Annotated in this window: 11 protein-coding genes and 1 tRNA gene; 10 read left to right on the top strand and 2 right to left on the bottom strand. The window is 72.3% G+C overall.

Annotated features, from left to right (window positions below; genetic code table 11):
* The first annotated feature begins 57 nt into the window (after positions 1–57).
* From AB0D34_RS18390 to pcaC, 3 genes are all read left to right on the top strand, one after another.
* Entirely contained in the window at positions 58–2,925 is a 2,868-nt protein-coding gene (locus tag AB0D34_RS18390) for an SNF2-related protein (protein WP_362662694.1), read from the top strand.
* A 530-nt stretch (positions 2,926–3,455) separates the two neighbouring features.
* Positions 3,456–5,297: an SWIM zinc finger family protein gene (locus tag AB0D34_RS18385; protein WP_362662692.1), complete on the top strand. Its 1,842-nt coding sequence runs from the start codon at positions 3,456–3,458 to the stop codon at positions 5,295–5,297.
* A gap of 243 nt (positions 5,298–5,540) precedes the next feature.
* Positions 5,541–6,839, top strand: coding sequence for a 4-carboxymuconolactone decarboxylase (gene pcaC / locus AB0D34_RS18380; RefSeq protein ID WP_362662690.1), 1,299 nt, complete (start codon positions 5,541–5,543; stop codon positions 6,837–6,839).
* Between the two features lie 186 nt (positions 6,840–7,025).
* Here pcaC and AB0D34_RS18375 read toward each other — a convergent pair whose 3' ends face one another.
* On the bottom strand, positions 7,026–7,553 hold the full coding sequence (locus AB0D34_RS18375; protein ID WP_362662688.1) for a DUF309 domain-containing protein: 528 nt from the start codon (positions 7,551–7,553) through the stop codon (positions 7,026–7,028).
* 100 nt (positions 7,554–7,653) lie between these two features.
* Between AB0D34_RS18375 and AB0D34_RS18370 the strand changes: the two genes are divergently transcribed.
* A tRNA-Pro gene (locus AB0D34_RS18370) sits at positions 7,654–7,727 on the top strand.
* Between the two features lie 169 nt (positions 7,728–7,896).
* On the opposite strand, the gene AB0D34_RS18365 is transcribed toward AB0D34_RS18370, so the two are convergent.
* Positions 7,897–9,087, bottom strand: coding sequence for an MFS transporter (locus AB0D34_RS18365; RefSeq protein WP_362662686.1), 1,191 nt, complete (start codon positions 9,085–9,087; stop codon positions 7,897–7,899).
* Positions 9,088–9,329: 242 nt separating this feature from the next.
* Here AB0D34_RS18365 and AB0D34_RS18360 point away from each other — a divergent pair, with 242 nt between their 5' ends.
* The 6 genes from AB0D34_RS18360 to AB0D34_RS18335 all read left to right on the top strand — a co-directional run bounded on the left by AB0D34_RS18360 (position 9,330) and on the right by AB0D34_RS18335 (position 18,820).
* Complete coding sequence (locus AB0D34_RS18360) at positions 9,330–12,650, top strand: EAL domain-containing protein (RefSeq protein WP_362662684.1); 3,321 nt, start codon at positions 9,330–9,332, stop codon at positions 12,648–12,650.
* A 37-nt stretch (positions 12,651–12,687) separates the two neighbouring features.
* Positions 12,688–15,966 carry an amino acid adenylation domain-containing protein gene (locus tag AB0D34_RS18355; protein WP_362662682.1) on the top strand — a complete coding sequence of 1,093 codons (3,279 nt, stop codon included), beginning with the start codon at positions 12,688–12,690 and terminating at the stop codon, positions 15,964–15,966.
* Positions 15,963–16,751 carry a leucyl/phenylalanyl-tRNA--protein transferase gene (locus AB0D34_RS18350; RefSeq protein ID WP_362662680.1) on the top strand — a complete coding sequence of 263 codons (789 nt, stop codon included), beginning with the start codon at positions 15,963–15,965 and terminating at the stop codon, positions 16,749–16,751. The genes AB0D34_RS18355 and AB0D34_RS18350 overlap by 4 nt, the downstream gene beginning before the upstream one ends.
* 181 nt (positions 16,752–16,932) lie before the next feature.
* Positions 16,933–17,349, top strand: a complete 417-nt coding sequence (locus AB0D34_RS18345; protein WP_362662678.1) for a response regulator — start codon at positions 16,933–16,935, stop codon at positions 17,347–17,349.
* Positions 17,349–17,723: a response regulator gene (locus tag AB0D34_RS18340; protein WP_362662676.1), complete on the top strand. Its 375-nt coding sequence runs from the start codon at positions 17,349–17,351 to the stop codon at positions 17,721–17,723. The genes AB0D34_RS18345 and AB0D34_RS18340 overlap by 1 nt, the downstream gene beginning before the upstream one ends.
* On the top strand, positions 17,720–18,820 hold the full coding sequence (locus AB0D34_RS18335) for a HEAT repeat domain-containing protein (protein WP_362662674.1): 1,101 nt from the start codon (positions 17,720–17,722) through the stop codon (positions 18,818–18,820). Before AB0D34_RS18340 ends, AB0D34_RS18335 begins: the two co-directional genes overlap by 4 nt.
* Position 18,821: the final 1 nt, after the last annotated feature.

The following is an 18,821-nucleotide window of genomic DNA, read 5'->3' as shown; positions in this document are numbered from 1 at the left end:
CCGCCCGTAGAGTCGAAGACGACTGATCCGGCATGCGGGCGGGAGGTGACAGGACGTATGAGCGACAGGGCCATGGTGGCCGAGCGCGGGGGTGAGCGGCAGGGATCCGCCGTCCCCGTCCGGCTCGCCGCCGTCTTCCTGCCCGCGCCCCTTCCCCGTGAGGGCCGGATCGCGTTCTGGGACCCCGAGGGCTCGCCCCTGGCGACCGAGAGCCCGGAGGCCGACGCCGCTTCGGTGGAGCGCACCGAGCTCACAGTCGTACGACCGCATGGAGCCGGAGTCCGACGCAGGACCGCCCCCGCCCTCACGCTCCCGCTCGGCGAGGCCCTGCCCCTGCTGGTCCGGGCCCGGCGCGATCCCGCCGCCCACCCCGCCACCGCCTGCTGGGGCGCGGCCACCCTGCACGCGCTGCGGCTCACGGCCCGCGGCCGACTGCTGCCCGGCCTCACCGCCACCGGGCACGACGCCTGGCGGGCCGGACCGCTGGACCCGGACGACATCGCCCACCTCCGCGCGGTCGCGGCCGCCCTGCCCCCTGAGGGTCACGCGGTGCCGCTCCCCGGCCCGGGCGCGCTGCGGCTGCCCGAACCGGAAGCGCTGATGCGCTCCTTCCTGGACGCGGTCGCGGACACCCTGCCCCGGACCCCGGCCGCCCCGTTCGCCTCCGGCAAGCCCTTCGCGGCCCGGGCACCACAGCGGCTGCCGCATGCCCACGACTGGGCCGCGGAGGTCGCCGCCGGCATGGACGCGGGCGTGCGGATCTCGCTCCGCCTCGACCTGTCGGCGTACCACCTGTTCAACGCCGACGACGCCGGTGCGCGCAGCGCGGGCGCCGCGATCGTCCAGGTGCACAGCCTCGCCGACCCGACCCTGGTGGCCGACGCGGCGGCGCTGTGGGCGGGGGACGCCGACGCCGTCTTCGGGCCACGCGCCCGCGTGGACGCGGCCCTCGCGGTGCGGCGGGCCGCCCGGGTCTGGCCACCCCTGGACCGGCTCTCCGAGCAGGACGTGCCCGACGTACTGGCGCTGTCCGACGAGGAGTTGGGCGAGCTGCTCGGTGTGGCGGCGACCCGGCTCGCGGCGGCCGGGGTGGCCGTGCACTGGCCGCGGGACCTGGCGCACGACCTCGCCGCGGCGGCGGTGGTCCGGCCCGCTCCGGGCTCGGCGACCGACGGCACCGGCTTCTTCGAGAGCGAGGAACTCCTCCAGTTCCGCTGGCAGTTGGCGCTCGGCGGCGACCCGCTCAGCGAGGCCGAGATGGACGCCCTGGCCGAGGCCCACCGTCCCGTCGTACGCCTCAGGGACCAGTGGGTGCTGGTCGACCCCGCTCTCGTCCGCAAGGCCCGCAAACGCGAACTGGGCCTGCTCGACCCGGTCGACGCCCTGTCCGTCGCTCTGACCGGCAGCGCGGAGGTCGACGGCGAGACGGTGGAAGCCGTACCGGTCGGCGCGCTCGCCGCCCTGCGCGACCGCCTGACGGCCGGCGTACGCCCCGCCGAACCGCCGCCCGGCCTGCATGCCACCCTCCGCGACTACCAACTCCGCGGTCTGGCCTGGCTGGACCTCATGACCTCCCTCGGCCTCGGCGGCTGCCTCGCCGACGACATGGGCCTCGGCAAGACGATCACCGTCATCGCCCTGCACCTGCGCCGGGCCCGCCGCGAGCCGACCCTCGTGGTCTGCCCGGCCTCCCTCCTCGGCAACTGGCAGCGGGAGATCACCCGGTTCGCGCCCGGCGTCCCCGTCCGCCGTTTCCACGGCACGGAGCGCAATCTGGACGACCTCGACGGCGGCTTCGTCCTCACCACGTACGGCACCATGCGCGCGGCTGCCGCGCGGCTGGCCGAGCAGCGCTGGGGCATGGTCGTCGCGGACGAGGCCCAGCACGTCAAGAACCCGTACTCCGCGACCGCGAAGGCCCTGCGCACGATCCCGACACCCGCGCGTGTGGCCCTGACCGGCACCCCGGTCGAGAACAACCTCTCGGAGCTGTGGGCCCTGCTCGACTGGACGACCCCCGGGCTCCTCGGCCCGCTGAAGTCCTTCCGCGCCCGCCACGCGCGCGCGGTGGAGAACGGCGAGGACGAGGAGGCGGTGACCCGGCTGGCCCGTCTGGTCCGCCCCTTCCTCCTGCGCCGCAAGAAGTCCGACCCGGGGATCGTCCCCGAGCTCCCGCCCAAGACCGAGACGGACCATCCGGTCCCGCTCACGCGCGAACAGGCCTCGTTGTACGAGGCGGTGGTGCGCGAGTCGTTGCTGGCGATCGAGACGGCGGAGGGCATCGCGCGCAGGGGCCTGGTGCTGAAGCTGCTGGGGGCGCTGAAGCAGATCTGCGACCACCCGGCGCTGTACCTGAAGGAGGAGGTCGCGCCCGCGGCCGGTGACCGCCTCGTGGCCCGCTCCGGCAAACTGGCCCTGCTGGACGAGTTGTTGGACACCCTGCTGGCGGAGGACGGCTCTGCGCTCGTCTTCACGCAGTACGTGGGGATGGCCCGCCTGATCACCGCCCACCTCGCCGCCCGCGCGGTCCCGGTGGACCTGCTGCACGGCGGCACTCCGGTGCCGGAGCGCGAGCGCATGGTGGACCGTTTCCAGAGCGGGGCGATCCCGGTGCTCGTCCTGTCGTTGAAGGCGGCGGGCACGGGCCTGAACCTCACCCGCGCGGGTCACGTCATCCACTTCGACCGCTGGTGGAACCCCGCCGTCGAGGAACAGGCCACCGACCGCGCCTACCGCATCGGCCAGACCCAGCCGGTCCAGGTCCACCGCCTCATCACCGAGGGCACCGTGGAGGACCGCATCGCCGAGATGCTCGAATCCAAGCGCGCCCTCGCCGACGCGATCCTCGGCTCCGGCGAGTCCGCCCTCACCGAACTCACCGACCGCGAACTGACCGACCTGGTCTCCCTCCGGAGGCCGTCATGACCCCGGGCCCGGCCGACGAGGCCCGCCGAGCCCTGCGGGCAGCACGGGAGCGGGCAGCCCGCGAGGCGACGGAGAGCGGGGCCGGGGCGCCGGCTACCGGGGACACACAGGGGGCGGGCGAGGCTGGTACGCCGGAAAACCCTGCGGTGGAGGAGGCACGGGGCTCTGCGGCGCCCGGGGCGGGCAGTTCTGTGGCTGAGGGGGGTGGGGGTGCTGCGGCGCGGGGGGCGGGCGGTGCGGTGGGCGAGGGGCTTGGCCGTTCTGTGGTGGAGGGGGCGGGTGGTTCGTCGGTTGGGGGATTTGGCAGTTCTGTGGTGTCCGGGGCGGGTAGTTCCGTGGCTGAGGGGGGTGGGGGTTCTGCGGTGCGGGGGGCGGGCGGTGCGGTGGGCGAGGGGCTTGGCCGTTCTGTGGTGGAGGGGGCGGGTGGTTCGTCGGTTGGGGGATTTGGCAGTTCTGCGGTGCCCGGGGCGGACAGTTCCGTGGCTGAGGGGGGCGGGAGTCTTGCGGCGCGGGCGGCGCTCCGGGATGCCGTGGCCGCCAGACGGTCGGCCGCGGGTACGGCCCGGGACGACGCCGTAGTCCCTTCGGACGCGGGCGACGACACCGAGGCCCCCACTGCCGCCGACAGTTCCACGGCCGGGGAGGCGGACCGAGCTCCCGACGCCACCCCCGGCAACGCCGCCCGCCCTCTCGACACGCGCCCCGCCGACGCCGCCCGAGAAGCGCTGCGGGCGGCGCGCAAGAGGCGGGCGGATGCCGAAGCCGCCGAGGTGGAGGCCGCACGCGCGCGTCGGTCGCGCCGTACCGCCCCGGCCGCGCCCCGGGACCGAAGCCGAACCCCGCGTCCCGCCCCCGGTGTACGGGCGCGTGATGTGCGGGAGTTGCTGGCCGACGCCTTCCGGATGCCTGACGACGCGGCCCTGACGGCGGAGGAGCCCGAGGACAACAACGGTACGCGGCAGAGGAGTTCCGAGCCGGAGACACCCGTACCCGACGACGGTCCCCAGGGCACCCACACCGACGAACCCGCCGCACGCCCCGACGCCGACACCCCCTGGCCCCCCACCGCACATCCCCCCGCCCCGGCCTCCCCCCACCGCCCTCACTCCATGGCCGCCCCCAGCCGGGACAACGACCTGCGCCGCACCTTCCCCGCCTTCCAGCCCCGCTCCTCGGAAGACACCCACTTCGCCGCCACCTGGTGGGGCAACGCCTGGGTCGCCGCGCTGGAGGAGGGCGCACTGGACGCCAAGCGGCTTGCGCGGGGCCGGGGTTATGCCGAGCAGGGGCATGTGGACGCGATCACCGTGACCCCGGGGCTCGTGCTCGCCTACGTGCAGGGCAGCCGCCCCCGCCCGTACCGCGTACAGGTGCGGCTGCGGACGCTCGGCGACGCCGACTGGGACCGGTTCCTGGACCACGCCGCCGACCGGACCGGACACATCGCCGCCCTGCTCGACAGGGAGATGCCCGAGGCGCTGGCCGAGTGCGGAGTGCCGTTGCTCCCCGGACCCGGCGACCTCGAACCGCAGTGCAGCTGCCCCGACCGCGGTCACCCCTGCAAGCACGCCGCCGCCCTCTGCTACCAGACGGCCCGCCTGCTGGACGCCGACCCCTTCGTCCTGCTTCTCCTGCGCGGCCGGGGCGAGCGTGAGCTGCTCGACGCCCTGTCCCGCCTCAGCGCCGCCCGCGCGGCCCGTGCCGCCCAGGAACAGGAGCCGGCCCCACTGCCGGGCGTACGGGCCGCCGAAGCCCTCGCGCCCCGTCGGCTCCCGCCGCTCCCCGCCCCACTGCCGGTCCCCCCGCACCCCGAGCAGCCACCGGCGTACCCGGCGTCCCCGGGCGGCCCCGACCCCTTCGCCCTGGACCAGCTGGCCACCGACGCGGCCGCCCGCGCCCACGCCCTGCTCGGCACCGGCCGCGACCCGGTCGGTGAACTGACCCTGTGGCAGGACGCGGTACGGCTCGCCGCGGCCCGCCCCGGTTCCGGACTCACCGCGGGCACCCGCGCCCTCTACGCCTCCCTGGCCACCGCCACCGACCGCACCCCGGCCGACCTGGCCCGCGCGGTCGCCGCCTGGCGTCAAGGCGGACTCGAAGGTCTCGCCGTACTCGAAGAGCCCTGGGACCCTCCGGCCGGCCGCTTCGACCGGGCCAGGCCGCTGCTCCTGGCCGCCGACCTCCCCGCCTTCCGCCCCTGGCGCAACCATCTCACCCACCCCCGCGGCCACGTCCAGCTCCGCCTGGGCCGCGACGGCCTCTGGTACGCCTACGAGTCGGAACCGGGCCACGACGACTGGTGGCCGCGCGGCACCCCGGACCTGGACCCCGTCGGCGCCCTCACGGGCCTGGGCACGCCGGGCGACCTCTGACCACCCGCGACCGAGAACGCCGACGGCCCGCCCGGCCCGCCCGGTCCACGCGCTCCGACGCCCCACAGGCCCCTACGGCCACCGACCGAGAGCCCTCCGGCACCCCTTCGACGCCCCTTCGTCCCCGCGGTCCCGCATCCGGTGAAGGCTGTGTGAGAGTTCCCCGTCGATGTTCGGGAGCCAGGTGTGGGGGGTGGGGGTGCAGGGACCGGACGGTAAGAAAAGGCGGTTAGCGTGGGGGCCGTGAGTGAGACGAAGACCCCCGCCCTCCAGTACCGCTTCGACGGCCCGGAAGACGCCCCGGTCCTGATCCTGGGGCCGTCGCTCGGGACCACGTGGCACATGTGGGACCGCCAGGTCCCGGAGCTGGTCAAGCAGTGGCGCGTCTTCCGGTTCGACCTGCCGGGACACGGCGGCGCACACGCCTACCCGGTCGGCTCCGTCGGCGAACTGACCGACCGGCTGCTCGCCACGCTCGACCAGTTCGGCGTGCAGCGCTTCGGCTACGCGGGCTGCGCGCTCGGCGGCGCGGTCGGCATGGAGCTGGCGCTGCGCCACCCGGAACGGCTCGCCTCGCTCGCGCTGATCGCCGCCTCCCCGCGCTTCGGCACGGCCGACGAGTTCCGGCAGCGGGGGGTGATCGTACGGACGAACGGGCTGGACCCCATCGCCCGGACATCCCCGGAGCGCTGGTTCACCTCCGGGTTCGCCGCCGCTCAGCCCGCGATCACCGACTGGGCCGTGCAGATGGTGCGCACCACCGACCCCGGCTGCTACATCGCGGCCTGCGAGGCGCTCGCCGCGTTCGACGTGCGGGCCGACCTGGCGAGCGTCGGGGTGCCGACCCTGGTGCTCGTCGGCTCCGACGACCAGGTCACCGGACCGGCCGAGGCCCGCACCCTGGTCGCGGGCATCCCGGACGCCCGGCTCGCCGTCGTCCCCGGCGCCTCCCACCTGGTGCCGGTGGAACAGCCCGCCGCCGTCACCGACCTGCTGGTCAGACACTTCTCCACCGCCTGGCAGCCCGCCTTCGACTCGTCCACCGGCCAGACGGCGATCCCCGCGGCCCCGGTCAAGCCGGTCCTGACGGCCGCGCCGCCGCAGCCCGTGCCGATCGCCGAGATCGCCCCGGCCGCCCCCCACCCCCACTCGGCGGTCCGGCCCGATCCGTACGACGCCGGTCTCAAGGTGCGCCGCGAGGTGCTCGGCGACGCGCACGTCGACCGGGCGCTCGCGCAGGCCGACGAGTTCTCGGGCGACTTCCAGGAGTTCATCACCCGCTACGCCTGGGGCGAGATCTGGGACCGGCCCGGCCTCGACCGCCGCGCACGCAGCTGCGTCACCCTCACCGCGCTGGTCGCGGGCGGACACCTGGACGAGCTCGCCTCCCACACCCGGGCCGCCCTGCGCAACGGCCTCACCCCCTCCGAGATCAAGGAGGTGCTGCTCCAGGCGGCCGTGTACTGCGGTGTCCCGGCGGCCAACAGCGCGTTCAAGGTGGCCCAGCAGGTCATCCGCGAGGAGACCACGCCCACCGAGTGATCGTCCGAGATGATCGTCACGAAGGCGACGTTGCGGCAACGCGCGTCCAGCACGGTTGGCTGGGAGACGGCCGGGCGGTGCGGTTTCCGCGGCGACTGTCACAAGGGCACGATCACATGGCTGGGCCATCCGTGCATGCGGGGACGGCCCGCGCGGGTAGTCCGGACGGCGGCTCGTCCGGGGTCCCTACAGGGCCTCTCGCCTCTGCCCGCGCAGCCGGGGTGCCCGCGCCGCCGCGTCGACGCTCGCGCCGGTCTCCACGACGTCCGCGAGCCGTCGCGCCCAGTCCGCCAGACCCACGAGATCCATCCCGTACGGCGAGGGCTGCCCGAGCTCCGCCGCCCACTCCTGCACGCCCCCGGCACCGCGGCGCAGCAGCCTCGCCCCGCCCGTGACGTTTCCCCGGGCCGCGTGGGTCAGCCCCACGGCGAGCTGGGCCAGCCCCCGCCACAGCGCCCGCTCCTCGTCGGGACCCGACTTCCAGGCGTCCTCGAAGACCTCGTGCGCGTGGAAGGGGCGCCCCGCGTCCAGCAGCTCCTGCGCCTCGGCCACGGTGTCCTCGGGGCTGCGCAGCACGCCCTCCGGCTGCCGTGCGACACCGTCGGCGCCGTACGGCAGCGGCCGCCCGAGCCCGTCCCGCGGCCGGGCGTTGCGTGCCCGCCCCTCGCCGTCCCGGTCCCGCGCGTCCTGCCGTCCTGAGGATGTACTGGCCATACGTCGATTGTCCCGCGCCCGGTGCCCGCTTGGGCCCGGCCCCGGCGGGGGGTAAATTTTCGGTACGCGCGTTCCCGTGGTCCATCGCGGGGCAGCGCACCGGGACGTGGCGCAGCTTGGTAGCGCACTTGACTGGGGGTCAAGGGGCCGCAGGTTCAAATCCTGTCGTCCTGAGCGTGCGAAGGGTCTTCGCAGGCGTGAGCCTGCGGGGCCCTTCTTCGCGTGGGTCGGATTCCCGCTTCGAGGTGGCGGATGACGCTCATCGCCATCTCGGGTGAGGGCGGGGGCCATTCCAACCGCACACAAGGTTGCCGCAACCACTCACGGTGGGGCCCGGCCGTACTCACTGCGCGCCGGCGCGGGTCAGCCGTGGCAGGGCCAGGGAGATTGTCGAGGCGGCGAGCAGGGCCGCCGCGCACGGCACCCCGTAGCCCACCGAGGCCCCCGCCATGTCGACCACCCACCCGGCGGTGGCGTAGCCCAGCGCCACCCCTACGGAGAGGCCCGAGACGATCCAGGTGATGCTCTCAGTGAGCTGGGCGGCCGGCGCCAGGTGGCCCACCAGTCCCATTGTGGTGATCAGGACCGGCGCGACGGCCATGCCCGCCACGAAGAGCATCCCCGCCAGCGCCGCGAGGCTCCGCGCGAACAACAACGGTGCCATCGTCACGGCCATCACCCAGACGCCGGCCAGCAACCGCCGGGTGATTGCCCCCCGCGGACTGATCGCACCGAAGGCCGCGCCCGCCAGGCCCGAGCCGAGCGCGTACACGCCGAGCAGCACGCCGGAGAGAGCCTTGTTGTGGTGCGCGTCGGCGAACGCCACCGTCGTGACCTCCACCGAACCGTAGGACGCGCCCACCGACGTCAGCGTCAGCACCAGCAGGCCGAGTCCCGGGACGCGCAGGGCGTTGGCCGCAGCGCGCTGCGGCTCGGGGCGCACCGGCGGTTCCGTACGCCGCTGGGCCGCGAACAGCAGGACGCCCACGGTGAGCAGGACCGCGGCCATCAGCGGTCCGGCCTCGGCGCCGACGCTGGTCGACAGCGTGATCGCCAGGGCGGGGCCGATGACGTAGATCACCTCGTCGAGCACCGACTCCAGGGAGAACGCGGTGTGCAACAGCCGCGGTGACTGCCGGTGGAGCTCCGCCCAGCGGGACCTGACGAGCGCGCCCATGCTGGGCATGCAGCCCGCTACCGCCGCCGCGACGTACAACGTCCAGTCCGGGGCGGCGTACCGGGCGCACAGCACCAGCGCACAGATGGCGGCGACCGTCACGGCCGTCGCCGGGAGGACGACCCGGCGCTGGCCATGACGGTCGACCAGCCGGGAGATCTGCGGTCCGATCGCCGCGGCGGCGAGCGCCTGTGTGGCGGAGACCGCGCCGGCGAGCCAGTACTCACCGCCGAGTTGCGACAGCATGATGACGATGCCGACGCCGGTCATCGACAGCGGAAGGCGTGAAATGAAGCCCGCAGCGGAGAAGAGCAGACTCCCCGCGGGAGAGAAGATCCGGCGGTAATCGGAGAGCATGGGACTCCACGCTCCATCAGGAGCCGATCGTCGCTGGGCGGATCCGGTCCGGTTGCTGCGTCCTTCTCGTACTCCATTTTCGCGCATGGCGCGGTATCTCGCGACGCGGCGCGGTATCTCGCCGTGCGCGTGCGGCAAATGGCAATCCGGGTAAGCTGGGTGGGAGACACGTCGATATCTCGGCGAGAAGGAGCCCGCATAACGGCGGCCGTGTATGCCGGAGACCGCGTATACCGGCGATCGTGTTCATAGGCGACCAGGCCGAGTCCCGGCTCGGAGAATTCTCCTCATGTCAGCCCGATTTCTTCACGGGCTTCTCCGCGGCCCGGGGCCTTTCGCCAAGCTCGGCCCGCCCGGCAAGTGCCCGTCCCCGGAGGTTAGTTGGGATGAACGCGCGACTGCGAAGCCAGGCTGCGATGGCTGCTGTCAGTACATGCATCGTCGCACTGACGGCGTTCTACTACGTATTCCCGGAACATCGGATGATCTTCGTCGCCATTGGGGTGACCGGAGTTTTCGGTACTGTCCTTGGTGTCTTTCTCAACCACCCAGCGCACCGACTCCCCTGGCTGTTGCTCGCCGCGGGAAACCTCGCCTTCGTCGCGGGCCAGGCCACGCAGATCATCCTCATCGAGTTGCTCCAGGAGGAGATGCCGTTTCCGTCGATCGCCGACGGCTTCTATCTCGTGGCATATCCGCTCTACGCGGCCGGCCTGCTGAGCTTTGTCCACTGGCGCACAAGTTGGCGCGACCGCGCGAGCCTCGTCGACGCGCTGACGCTGACAGCCGGCCTGGCGCTGCTGTCGTGGCTCTTCCTCATCGATCCGTATGCCCGCGTCGAGGGCCTCACCTGGGTGCAGAAGGCGTTCTCCATCGCCTACCCGCTCGGCGACATCCTCGTACTGGCGATGTTGCTGCGCCTGCTAGCCGGCCGCGGCGGCAAGAGCCGCTCGCTCATGCTGCTCACCGCGGGCACTGTCGGCCTGCTCACCACCGACGTGGCATACGGCCTGATTCAACTGAACGGGACCTGGCGCACGGGTACGGTGGTCGATCTCGGCTGGGCCGTCCTGTACGGCGCCTGGGCGGCCGCCGCGCTCGATCCCACCATGCGGTCGCTCACCCAGCCGGTGGCATGGCGCGGCGAGACCGGCACCGGGCGGCTGAGCCTGCTCGCCCTGGCGTCGTTGATTGCGCCGGTCATCCTCCTGACGCAGGCGGTGCGCGGGGTGAGGGCCAACGTCGGTGTCATCGGGGTGTTCTCCGCGGTGCTCTTCCTCCTCGTCCTCTACCGCCTGGCAGGCGTGGTGGCGACCCACCGGCGGGCGGTAGGCCGGGAGAAGGTGCTGCGCAACGCGGTGTCGTCGCTGGGCGGAGCGGGCGATCTGCGGGATCTGGCCGTCGCCGTCCACTCCGCGGTGACGGAGTTGATGCCGCACAGCCCGCCGCGTTCCGCACTGCTCACCCTGCCGGACACCCTCTGGGTGAACGGGGCACACAGCGGCGTACAGGGGCCCCTGTCCGCGCAGGCGACCGCAGCCGTACGGGAACTGATCGCGTCCGGCGAGATCCGCCTGGTCACCCTGGACGGTGTGGGACCCGATCTTGCCGCCCGCCTCACGGGCTCGGACGATGAGCCGACCCGCGCCGTCCACGCGCTGGTCTGCCCGCTCACCTCGCAGGTCCACCCCTCTGGCGACCCGCTGATCGGGGCGCTGATCGTGGCCGGGGACGAGCACGACCTGCTCGTGCTCCGCGACACGCTGGCGACTCTCGCCGCGCAGTCGGCACTTGCCGCGGCGCGGGTCGCCCTGGCCGACGAAGTCAACCGGCGCAACAGCGAGATGTACTTCCGTACGCTGGTGCAGAACGCCTCCGACGTCATCCTGATCCTCGACGACGACGACCGGGTCCGTTACGCCAGCCCCTCCGCCGACCAGGTGCTCGGCGTTCCGGATCTGGAGGGCACCCTGCTCGTCGAGCTGGTGCCGCCGCAGGACAGCCGCGCGGTGGTCGAAACGCTCGGTCGGATACGGAACCGCGAGTACCAGACCAGGCGCGAGCACTGGCGCATGGTCCGCACCGACCGGGCGACCATCGAAGTCGAGGTGAGGTGGAGCGACCTGCGCGAGGAGGCCACCGTCGGCGGGGTGGTGCTCACCCTGCGGGACGTGACCGAACAGCGCAAACTCGAACGCGAACTCACCCACCAGGCGTTCCATGACTCGCTCACCGGTCTGGCCAACCGCGTGCTCTTCCAGGAGCGGATCAACCACGCCCTGGTACAGGCTCAACGCGAGGGCACCGTGGTCGGCGTGCTCTTCGTCGACGTGGACGAATTCAAGGTCGTCAACGACATACACGGCCACGGCGTGGGCGACGAACTCCTGGTCGCGCTGTCACTCCGGCTGCAGACCACCGTCCGTGCCTCGGACACCGCCGCGCGCGTAGGTGGCGACGAGTTCGCACTGCTGGTGGAGGGCTCAGCCACGCCGGCGGGCGTGGAAAAGTTCACCGAGCACGTGATGTCCGTGTTCGCCGAGCCGTTCCGACTCAGCGTGGGGCCGGTGAGCACGTACGCCAGTGTCGGCGTCGCGACGACGGAGGACAGCATCGACTCGGTCGAACTGCTGTCACACGCCGATCTCGCGCTGTACGCGGCGAAGACGGCGGGCAAGCGCCAGTGGCGCCGCTATCACCCGGAGCTGCAGAGCGGCATGGCCGAGCGTGCCAAGTTGCAGGCCGGCTTGGACAGTTCGTCGATCGAGACGTCGTTCATGGTGCTGTACCAGCCCATCGTGGAACTGGCCAGCGGGCAGATCGCCGGGTTCGAGGCGCTCGTTCGCTGGCCCCACGCCACGCGCGGCATGGTAATGCCGGAGCAGTTCATCAGGCTGGCCGAGGAGAGCGGGCAGATCGTCCCGCTCGGCGCCTGGGTGCTTGATCAGGCCTCGGCGGAGGCTGTCCGGTGGGAGGACTCCGTGCTGCGCCACGGGGCGGCTGACCGCAAGGCACCTTACGTCAGTGTGAACGTGTCGCCGCGTCAGTTCCGGGACGACGAGTTCCACAACGTTGTGCGGCGTGCCCTGCAACTCTCCGGCATCGAACCGTCGTCTCTCGTACTGGAACTGACCGAAAATGTGCTGATGTACAACGACGATCGCATCCTGGCTGAGATGAGTTCGCTCACCGACCTCGGGATCCGCTTCGCGATCGACGACTTCGGAACGGGCTACTCGTCGCTGAGCTATCTGCGTGAGTTCCCGATCTCGATACTCAAGATCGACAAGTCGTTCGTCGACCAACTCGGGCGTTCGACCGAGCAGTACGCCCTGGTCGAGGGCATCGCGCATCTCGCCGACACACTCGGCCTCACGGTGATCGCCGAAGGAGTGGAGGACGTGAGGCAGCAGGAACTGCTGGTCTCCATGGGCTGCCGACTCGGCCAGGGCTATCTCTTCGCCCAGCCGGTCAGCGCCGAGGAGGCGGAGCAGCTCATCCTCGCGCCGCCGCTCGGCCGCCTGGCAGAATTGCCCGGGGCGCCCGCGGAAAGGAAACGGTGATGGCGGCTGCCCTCTCCCGCGACGCAGGAGGTCCCTGGTGACGGAACGTGATCACCTGTCGACAGAGTCGGCTGCGCGGTGTGTCGTGCTGCGCAACGACGAGCAGCAGTACGCGATCTGGCCCGCCGACCACCGGATTCCGGCCGGATGGCATCGGATCGGCGGACCGGAGTCCGCCGAGTGGTGCGGGAGCCTGGTCGACCGGCTGTGGACCGACATGCGGCCTGTGAGCGCCCGCGCCGGGGGGTGGCCCCCGGGACCCGGGCGGGGCACCGTGCCCGAGCTGGTCCGGGAGCGGGCGCGACGTGAGCCGTCCGCTCTCGCGGTGCTCTCGGACGAGGGACGGCTCAGCTACGCCGAGCTGACCGGCCGCGCCGACCGGCTTGCCCACCGGCTGCGGGAGTCGGGTGTCGCCGCGGAGTCCGTCGTCACCGTGTGCCTCGACCGGGTGCCCGAACTGGTCGTCGCGCTGCTGGCCGTGTTGAGCTCCGGCGGCGCGTTCCTGCCCCTGGACCCGGCGACTCCGCGGCAACGGATGGCCGCGCTGGTCGGGGAGACCGGTTCACGCCTCATCGTCTCCAGCCGCGAGCACGCCCCGATGTTCGTCGAGTGCGAGGCGCGGATCGTTCACACCGGGGAACCGGACGGGCAGGCGTCACCGACGGGGCCGCGGTCGACCCCTCCCGGCCCCCGGCCGGACGACCTCGCCTACGTGATCTACACCTCCGGATCCACCGGACCTCCCAAGGGAGTGATGATCACCCACCGGTCGCTGGCCCACTCCCTCACCGCGGTGGCCCGGGCATACGAACTGAGGCCCGGCGACCGGGTGCTGCACGCTGCGGCGCTCGGTTTCGACACGTCACTGGAGCAGATCTTCGCGCCGCTGATCAGCGGCGCGACACTCGTCCTCGCGGGAACACATATGTGGGCGCCCACCGACCTGTTGCACCGCCTTCCGGAGCACGGGATCACCGTCGCCGACCTGACCCCCGCCTACTGGCATCGGATCGTCTCCGTCCCGGACCGCGACGCGAGTCTCGCGTCGCTGCGGCTCGTCATCGTCGGCGGCGAGATCGTCACGGCGAAGGACTGCCGCGCCATTCGGCACCGCATCCCCGGCGCGCGGCTCGTCAACGCCTACGGACTCACCGAGACCACCATCACCTCCACGCTCTGCGAACTGAACGAGGAAGTGCTCGCCGCGCCGGACACCGCCGTCGCCCCGATCGGCAGGCCCCTGGAGGGGAATCACGTCCACGTGCTCGACGCCGAACTGCTCCCGGTGCCGCCGGGCGGCCGCGGCGAGATCTACCTCGGCGGCCCGGGGCTGGCACGCGGTATCTGGCGACAACCCGCCCTGACCGCACGGCAGTTCCTGCCAGACCCGCACGGCTCGGCGCCCGGGGGCCGGATGTATCGCACCGGGGATCTGGGCCGTCGACGCTCGGACGGCAACCTGGAAGTCCTGGGCCGGGTCGACGACCAGATGAAGATCCGCGGGTTCCGGGTCGACCCGGCTGAGGTCGAGGCCGCACTGGTGTCGCAGCCGGAGATCGGCCAGGCGATGGTGGTGGCCCGGACGCGCGCCGGCGGCGGCCGAGACCTCGTCGCGTACTTCACGCCGACCTCGCCGCCGACCGGCGGCGAGGCGGTGCTGCGCGCACGGCTGCGGTCGGCACTCGCCGAGGTCCTGCCGGGCCACATGATCCCGTCGGTCTTCCACGCGGTGGAGCGGCTGCCCGTCACGCCCGGCGGGAAACTCGACCGCAGGGCCGTGCCGGAACCCCTGGCCCCGGCTCTGACGGTCGGCGTCGACGACTGTCCGGTGCCGCAGGGGATGGCCCAGTTGTGGGGCCAGATCCTGGAAGTGGACTATGTCCGTCCGCACGACGACTTCTTCGAGCTGGGCGGCAACTCGTTGCTGGCCATGGAGATGCTCGCCCGGACCCGCGTCGTGTTCGGCATCGGCGTCACACAGATCCGCGACCTGACCCGTTCACTGCTGCGGTATCCGACGCTCGCCGCGTTCGCCGAGTCCGTGCGCCAGGCACGTGCCGGCACACTGGCCCACCCGGACGGCGGGAGCGTCGACTTCGCCGCCGAGACCGATCGGCACCTTCCGGCAGTGGGCCGTGACGCGTCGGCTCCGGCGCCCCGGCGCCCCGGCGACGTCCTCCTCACCGGGGCGACGGGGTTCTGCGGCGCGTACATGATCGAGGAGTTGCTGCGCAGGACGACGGGACGGATCCTCTGCCTGGTCAGGGCCTCCGACGACCAGCGCGGCATGGAGCGGATTCGCGCGAGCCACCGGCGGTACACCCTCAGCGATCTGTCCAGCGAGCGCGTCCAGCCGGTCGTCGGCGACCTGGGCAAGCCCGGACTGGGGCTGTCCCCAAGCCGGTTCGAGGAGCTGGCGTCGACCATCGACGCCGTCTACCACTTCGGCGGCCAGGTCAACTTCATCTACCCGTACCACGAGTTGCGTGCGGCCAACGTCGATGGAACGTACGAGATCATTCGCCTCGCCGCCCGCCGGGCCGTCCCCGTCCACTTCACCTCCAGCATGGCGGTGCTCGCCGGATTCGGGCCGGCCGGGGTGCGCGAGGTGACGGAGAACACGCCGCTGCGCTTCCCCGAGTACCTGTCGGTGGGATACGTGGAGACCAAATGGGTCGGCGAAGCACTGCTGAAGAAGGCGTCCGACGCGGGCCTGCCGGTCGCCGTCTACCGCCTGATGGACATCACGGGCCGCAACGGAACCGGCGTGATGAACACCAGCAGCGAGCTGGCCGCCCTCTTCGGCTTCATAGCGCGAACCGGGCTCTGCCCGGACGCCCGGCTGCTGCTGGACTTCCTGCCGGCCGATCACCTCGCCCGCGCCATCGGACACATCTCCACCCGCCATCCCGCTCGCGGTGAGGTCTACCACCTCACCAACCCCCGCCCAGCGCTGCTGAATTCGCTCGCCGAGCGCCTGCGCAGGCGGGGTTACCCGGTCCAGGAGATCCCGTACGCCGAGTGGATCGCCGCTCTGGTGAAGTACGCGGCCGGGCACCCCACGGACCCGATCACCCCCTTCGTCCCGCTCTTCGTCGACCGGTGCGCGCGCGCCGACATCACCGTGAGCGAGATGTACTTCCAGGGCGTTTTCACGGAGTTCACGCGTGACAACGCCGAACGGGCGCTGGCGGGCGCAGGGATCGACATTCCGCCGGTGGACGAGGAGATGATGGACCGCTACATCGACTTCCTCCAGCAGGCCGACGACGTCCGGCCGGTGAAGAGTCAAGGGCAGGAAGCGGCACAGTGGTGAGCCGATGCCCTCGCTGGGAGGCGCTGGATGTGCTGGAAGCGGCGCCCGACGGTCCGGTGGCCTTCGGCGCCGACCTCAGTCCCGCCGGCCTCCTGGAGGCGTACCGCGCCGGCGTGTATCCGTTCCCGGCGTCCGACGAGTACACCCGCGCCCTCAACGAGGTGGTCTTCGCCGATCAGGTCCAGGAGGGCCGCATCCGGCTCGTGGGAGAGGAGTCGGCCGATCCCTACGCCGTCTCCTGGTGGTGTCCCGACCCCAGACCGGTGCTGCCGGTGTCGGCCACGCACCTCAGTCGGAGCCTCGCCCGGCGGCTGCGCAACCGCCTGCCGTGGTCGACCAGCCTGGACCGGCGGTTCGAGGAGGTCGTCCGCGAATGCCGTGCCGGCAGGGTCCCCCTTTGGCTCACCGACGAGTTGATCGCAAGCCTGGTCCGCCTGCACGATCTGGGGCATGCTCACAGCGTCGAGGTGTGGGAGGACGGCGATCTGATCGGCGGTGTCTTCGGTCTGCGGGTCGGATCGGTCTTCAGCATGGACTCGATGTTCTTCCACCGTCCCGGCGCCGCGAAGGTCGCGGTGACCGACCTCGCGGCGCGCTTCGCTCAGGCCGGCGGCGAGCTGCTCGACGCACAGCGGGACAGCCCGCACGTCCGTGACCTGGGCTGCGTTCTCGTGCCGCGAGAGCAGTACGTGCAGTGCCTCCACAGCACCGCGCGCGACACTCTCCCGATACCCACTGCCACCTTGCCCGCCCGCCGCCTCGCCCAGCCGACGGGATCGCGCTGACCGCGTTCGTCGCGCTGCTCGCCCCGTACCGTGCGAGGTACGCGAGCCCGGGGTGCGCGAGCCGTCACCAAGGGAGGTGGCGACCTGAGATTCCTCTGCCCGCTGCTCCGCGTGCCCGTGCCGCGCTCCGACTGGGGCCGATGAGGCATATGTGGTGAAAGTGCACTGTTGGATCTAGTTTATGACTGACGGGTCCGACTTCGTGGACAGGACGGTGATGTTCCCACCGCGCGTACTCGTGATCGAGGACGACCAGGATGTGAGCGCCCTGCTGGAGCGGCACTTCCGCGAGCGGGGGTGCCCCGTGGCCGTCGCGTGTTCGGGGGAGGAGGGGCTCGGCCTCGCCTTCGCCGACCCTCCGGACATCGCGGTCGTCGACGTGATGCTGCCCGGTATCGACGGACGGGAGGTCGTCCGCAGACTGCGGGCGGACGAGCGGACGAGGAGGTGCCGTCTGGTCGTCTCCTCGGTGCTCGACCCGGAAGATCTGATCGGCCTCGCGGACGAGGTGCTGGCCAAGCCGTTCCGGCAGTCGGCCGTGGCGCGGCTCGTGGACTCCTACCGGAGCTCCGTGGCCCAGGAGTCCCAGGAGGAGTAATGGCTCATGTCCTGATAGCCGACGACGACGCGGACATCCGGGATCTGGTGGCGTTCAAGCTGGCCCAGAGCGGTCACCAGGTCACGGCCGTGGAGGACGGCATGGCGGCGCTCCGCGCGGCGCGTGAGAACACGGTGGACCTGGCACTGCTCGACATACGGATGCCGGGTATGTCGGGCCTGGACGTATGCCGGGAGCTGCGCGCGGCGGCCGAGACCGCGACGCTCCCCGTCATCATGATCACCGCCCGGTCCCAGGAAGGGGACGTCGAGGTCGGCTTCGCGGCGGGAGCCGACGACTACATCATCAAGCCGTTCAGCCCGCGGGAGCTGTCCAGCAGGGTCACAGCCGTGCTCAACCGGGTGGACCGGTGATCCCCGCCGGCGTCATCAGCGGCGCGCTGCTCTGCCTGTCGGCCGTCGTCCTGACGCTGGGCCTGCTGATCGTCGGCAACCGTTTCGTCCGCAGGCACCGACAGCGCAGACGCGAGCGGATCGCGGCACCGGTACGCGGTCCCCTGCTCCAGCTCCTGTGCGCGGAGGAGGACGAACAGACCGAACTGCTGCACCGGCTGGCGGGGATCGACAGGCGGACCTGGGTCGCCCTGGAGCCGACCCTGACGGCGCTGCTGGGCAAGGTCTCCGGCGGAGCCCGTACGGCGCTGGTCCGCCTGTACGAGCTGCGGGGGGCCGGCGTGGACGCCATCGCCGACCTGTCGAGCCGCAGCGCGGCCCGGCGGGGGCGCGCCGCGCAGGTGCTCGGTCAGCTCTGTCACCGTCCCGCCGCCCCGTCGCTCTGCCGTCTGCTGGCCGATCACGATCCCGAGGTACGCCTGGCCGCCGCGCGGGCGCTGGGCCGGTGCGGGGGACCGGAGGCAGTGCCGTACCTCCTGGAGTCCCTCCACGGATCGCGGACCGTGCCGCCCGGTGTGGTCACCGGGGCGCTGGTCTCCCTGGGACCGGAGGCACAGCGGGGTCTCGCCGCGGGACTGGAACATCCGCAGCCTCTCGCCAGAGCCGTGACCATCGAGGTCCTCGGCGCGACCGGCGTGGTCTCCCATACGTCCGAGATCGCCCGTGCACTGCGCGAGGACCCCCAGATCGAAGTACGCATCAAAGCGGCACGCGCGCTGGGCAGACTGGGCATGCCCGACGGCCTGGAGCCGCTGCTGGCGGCCGTCCGGCCCGGTGGGTCGGTCGCCCTGCGCATGGTGGGCGCCGGGGCCCTCGGCAGTCTGGGAGCCGTCGCCGCGACGGGCCCGCTGGCGGAGCTGCTCGGCGATCCCGACCCGCATGTGGCAGCCAACGCGGCTCGCTCGCTGCTGCAGCTCGGTCCGGAAGCGCTCGCCGCGCTGCGCGCGGCGGCCGACGACCGCTCCGGCGGGCCGGCCGCCGCCCAGGCCAGAGCCGCGCTTGCCGCATCGGCGGTCGGGGGCGCACGCCACGGTGTCCGCGCGGAGGTGGCGCTGTGAG

The sequence above is a fragment of the Streptomyces sp. NPDC048420 genome (assembly GCF_040651535.1).
In the GTDB taxonomy this organism is placed as follows: Bacteria; Actinomycetota; Actinomycetes; order Streptomycetales; family Streptomycetaceae; genus Streptomyces.
Note: the sequence above shows the minus strand (reverse complement) of the source record. Positions and strands in the feature narration are given on the sequence as shown.

What these genes read in the sequence shown, in the direction of transcription:
- AB0D34_RS18390 (WP_362662694.1), top strand. Translation starts at nt 58, where the DNA reads ATGAGCGACAGGGCCATGGTGGCCGAGCGCGGGGGTGAGCGGCAGGGA.
- AB0D34_RS18375 (WP_362662688.1), bottom strand. Translation starts at nt 7,553, where the DNA reads ATGGCCAGTACATCCTCAGGACGGCAGGACGCGCGGGACCGGGACGGC.
- AB0D34_RS18365 (WP_362662686.1), bottom strand. Translation starts at nt 9,087, where the DNA reads ATGCTCTCCGATTACCGCCGGATCTTCTCTCCCGCGGGGAGTCTGCTC.
- AB0D34_RS18345 (WP_362662678.1), top strand. Translation starts at nt 16,933, where the DNA reads ATGACTGACGGGTCCGACTTCGTGGACAGGACGGTGATGTTCCCACCG.
- AB0D34_RS18340 (WP_362662676.1), top strand. Translation starts at nt 17,349, where the DNA reads ATGGCTCATGTCCTGATAGCCGACGACGACGCGGACATCCGGGATCTG.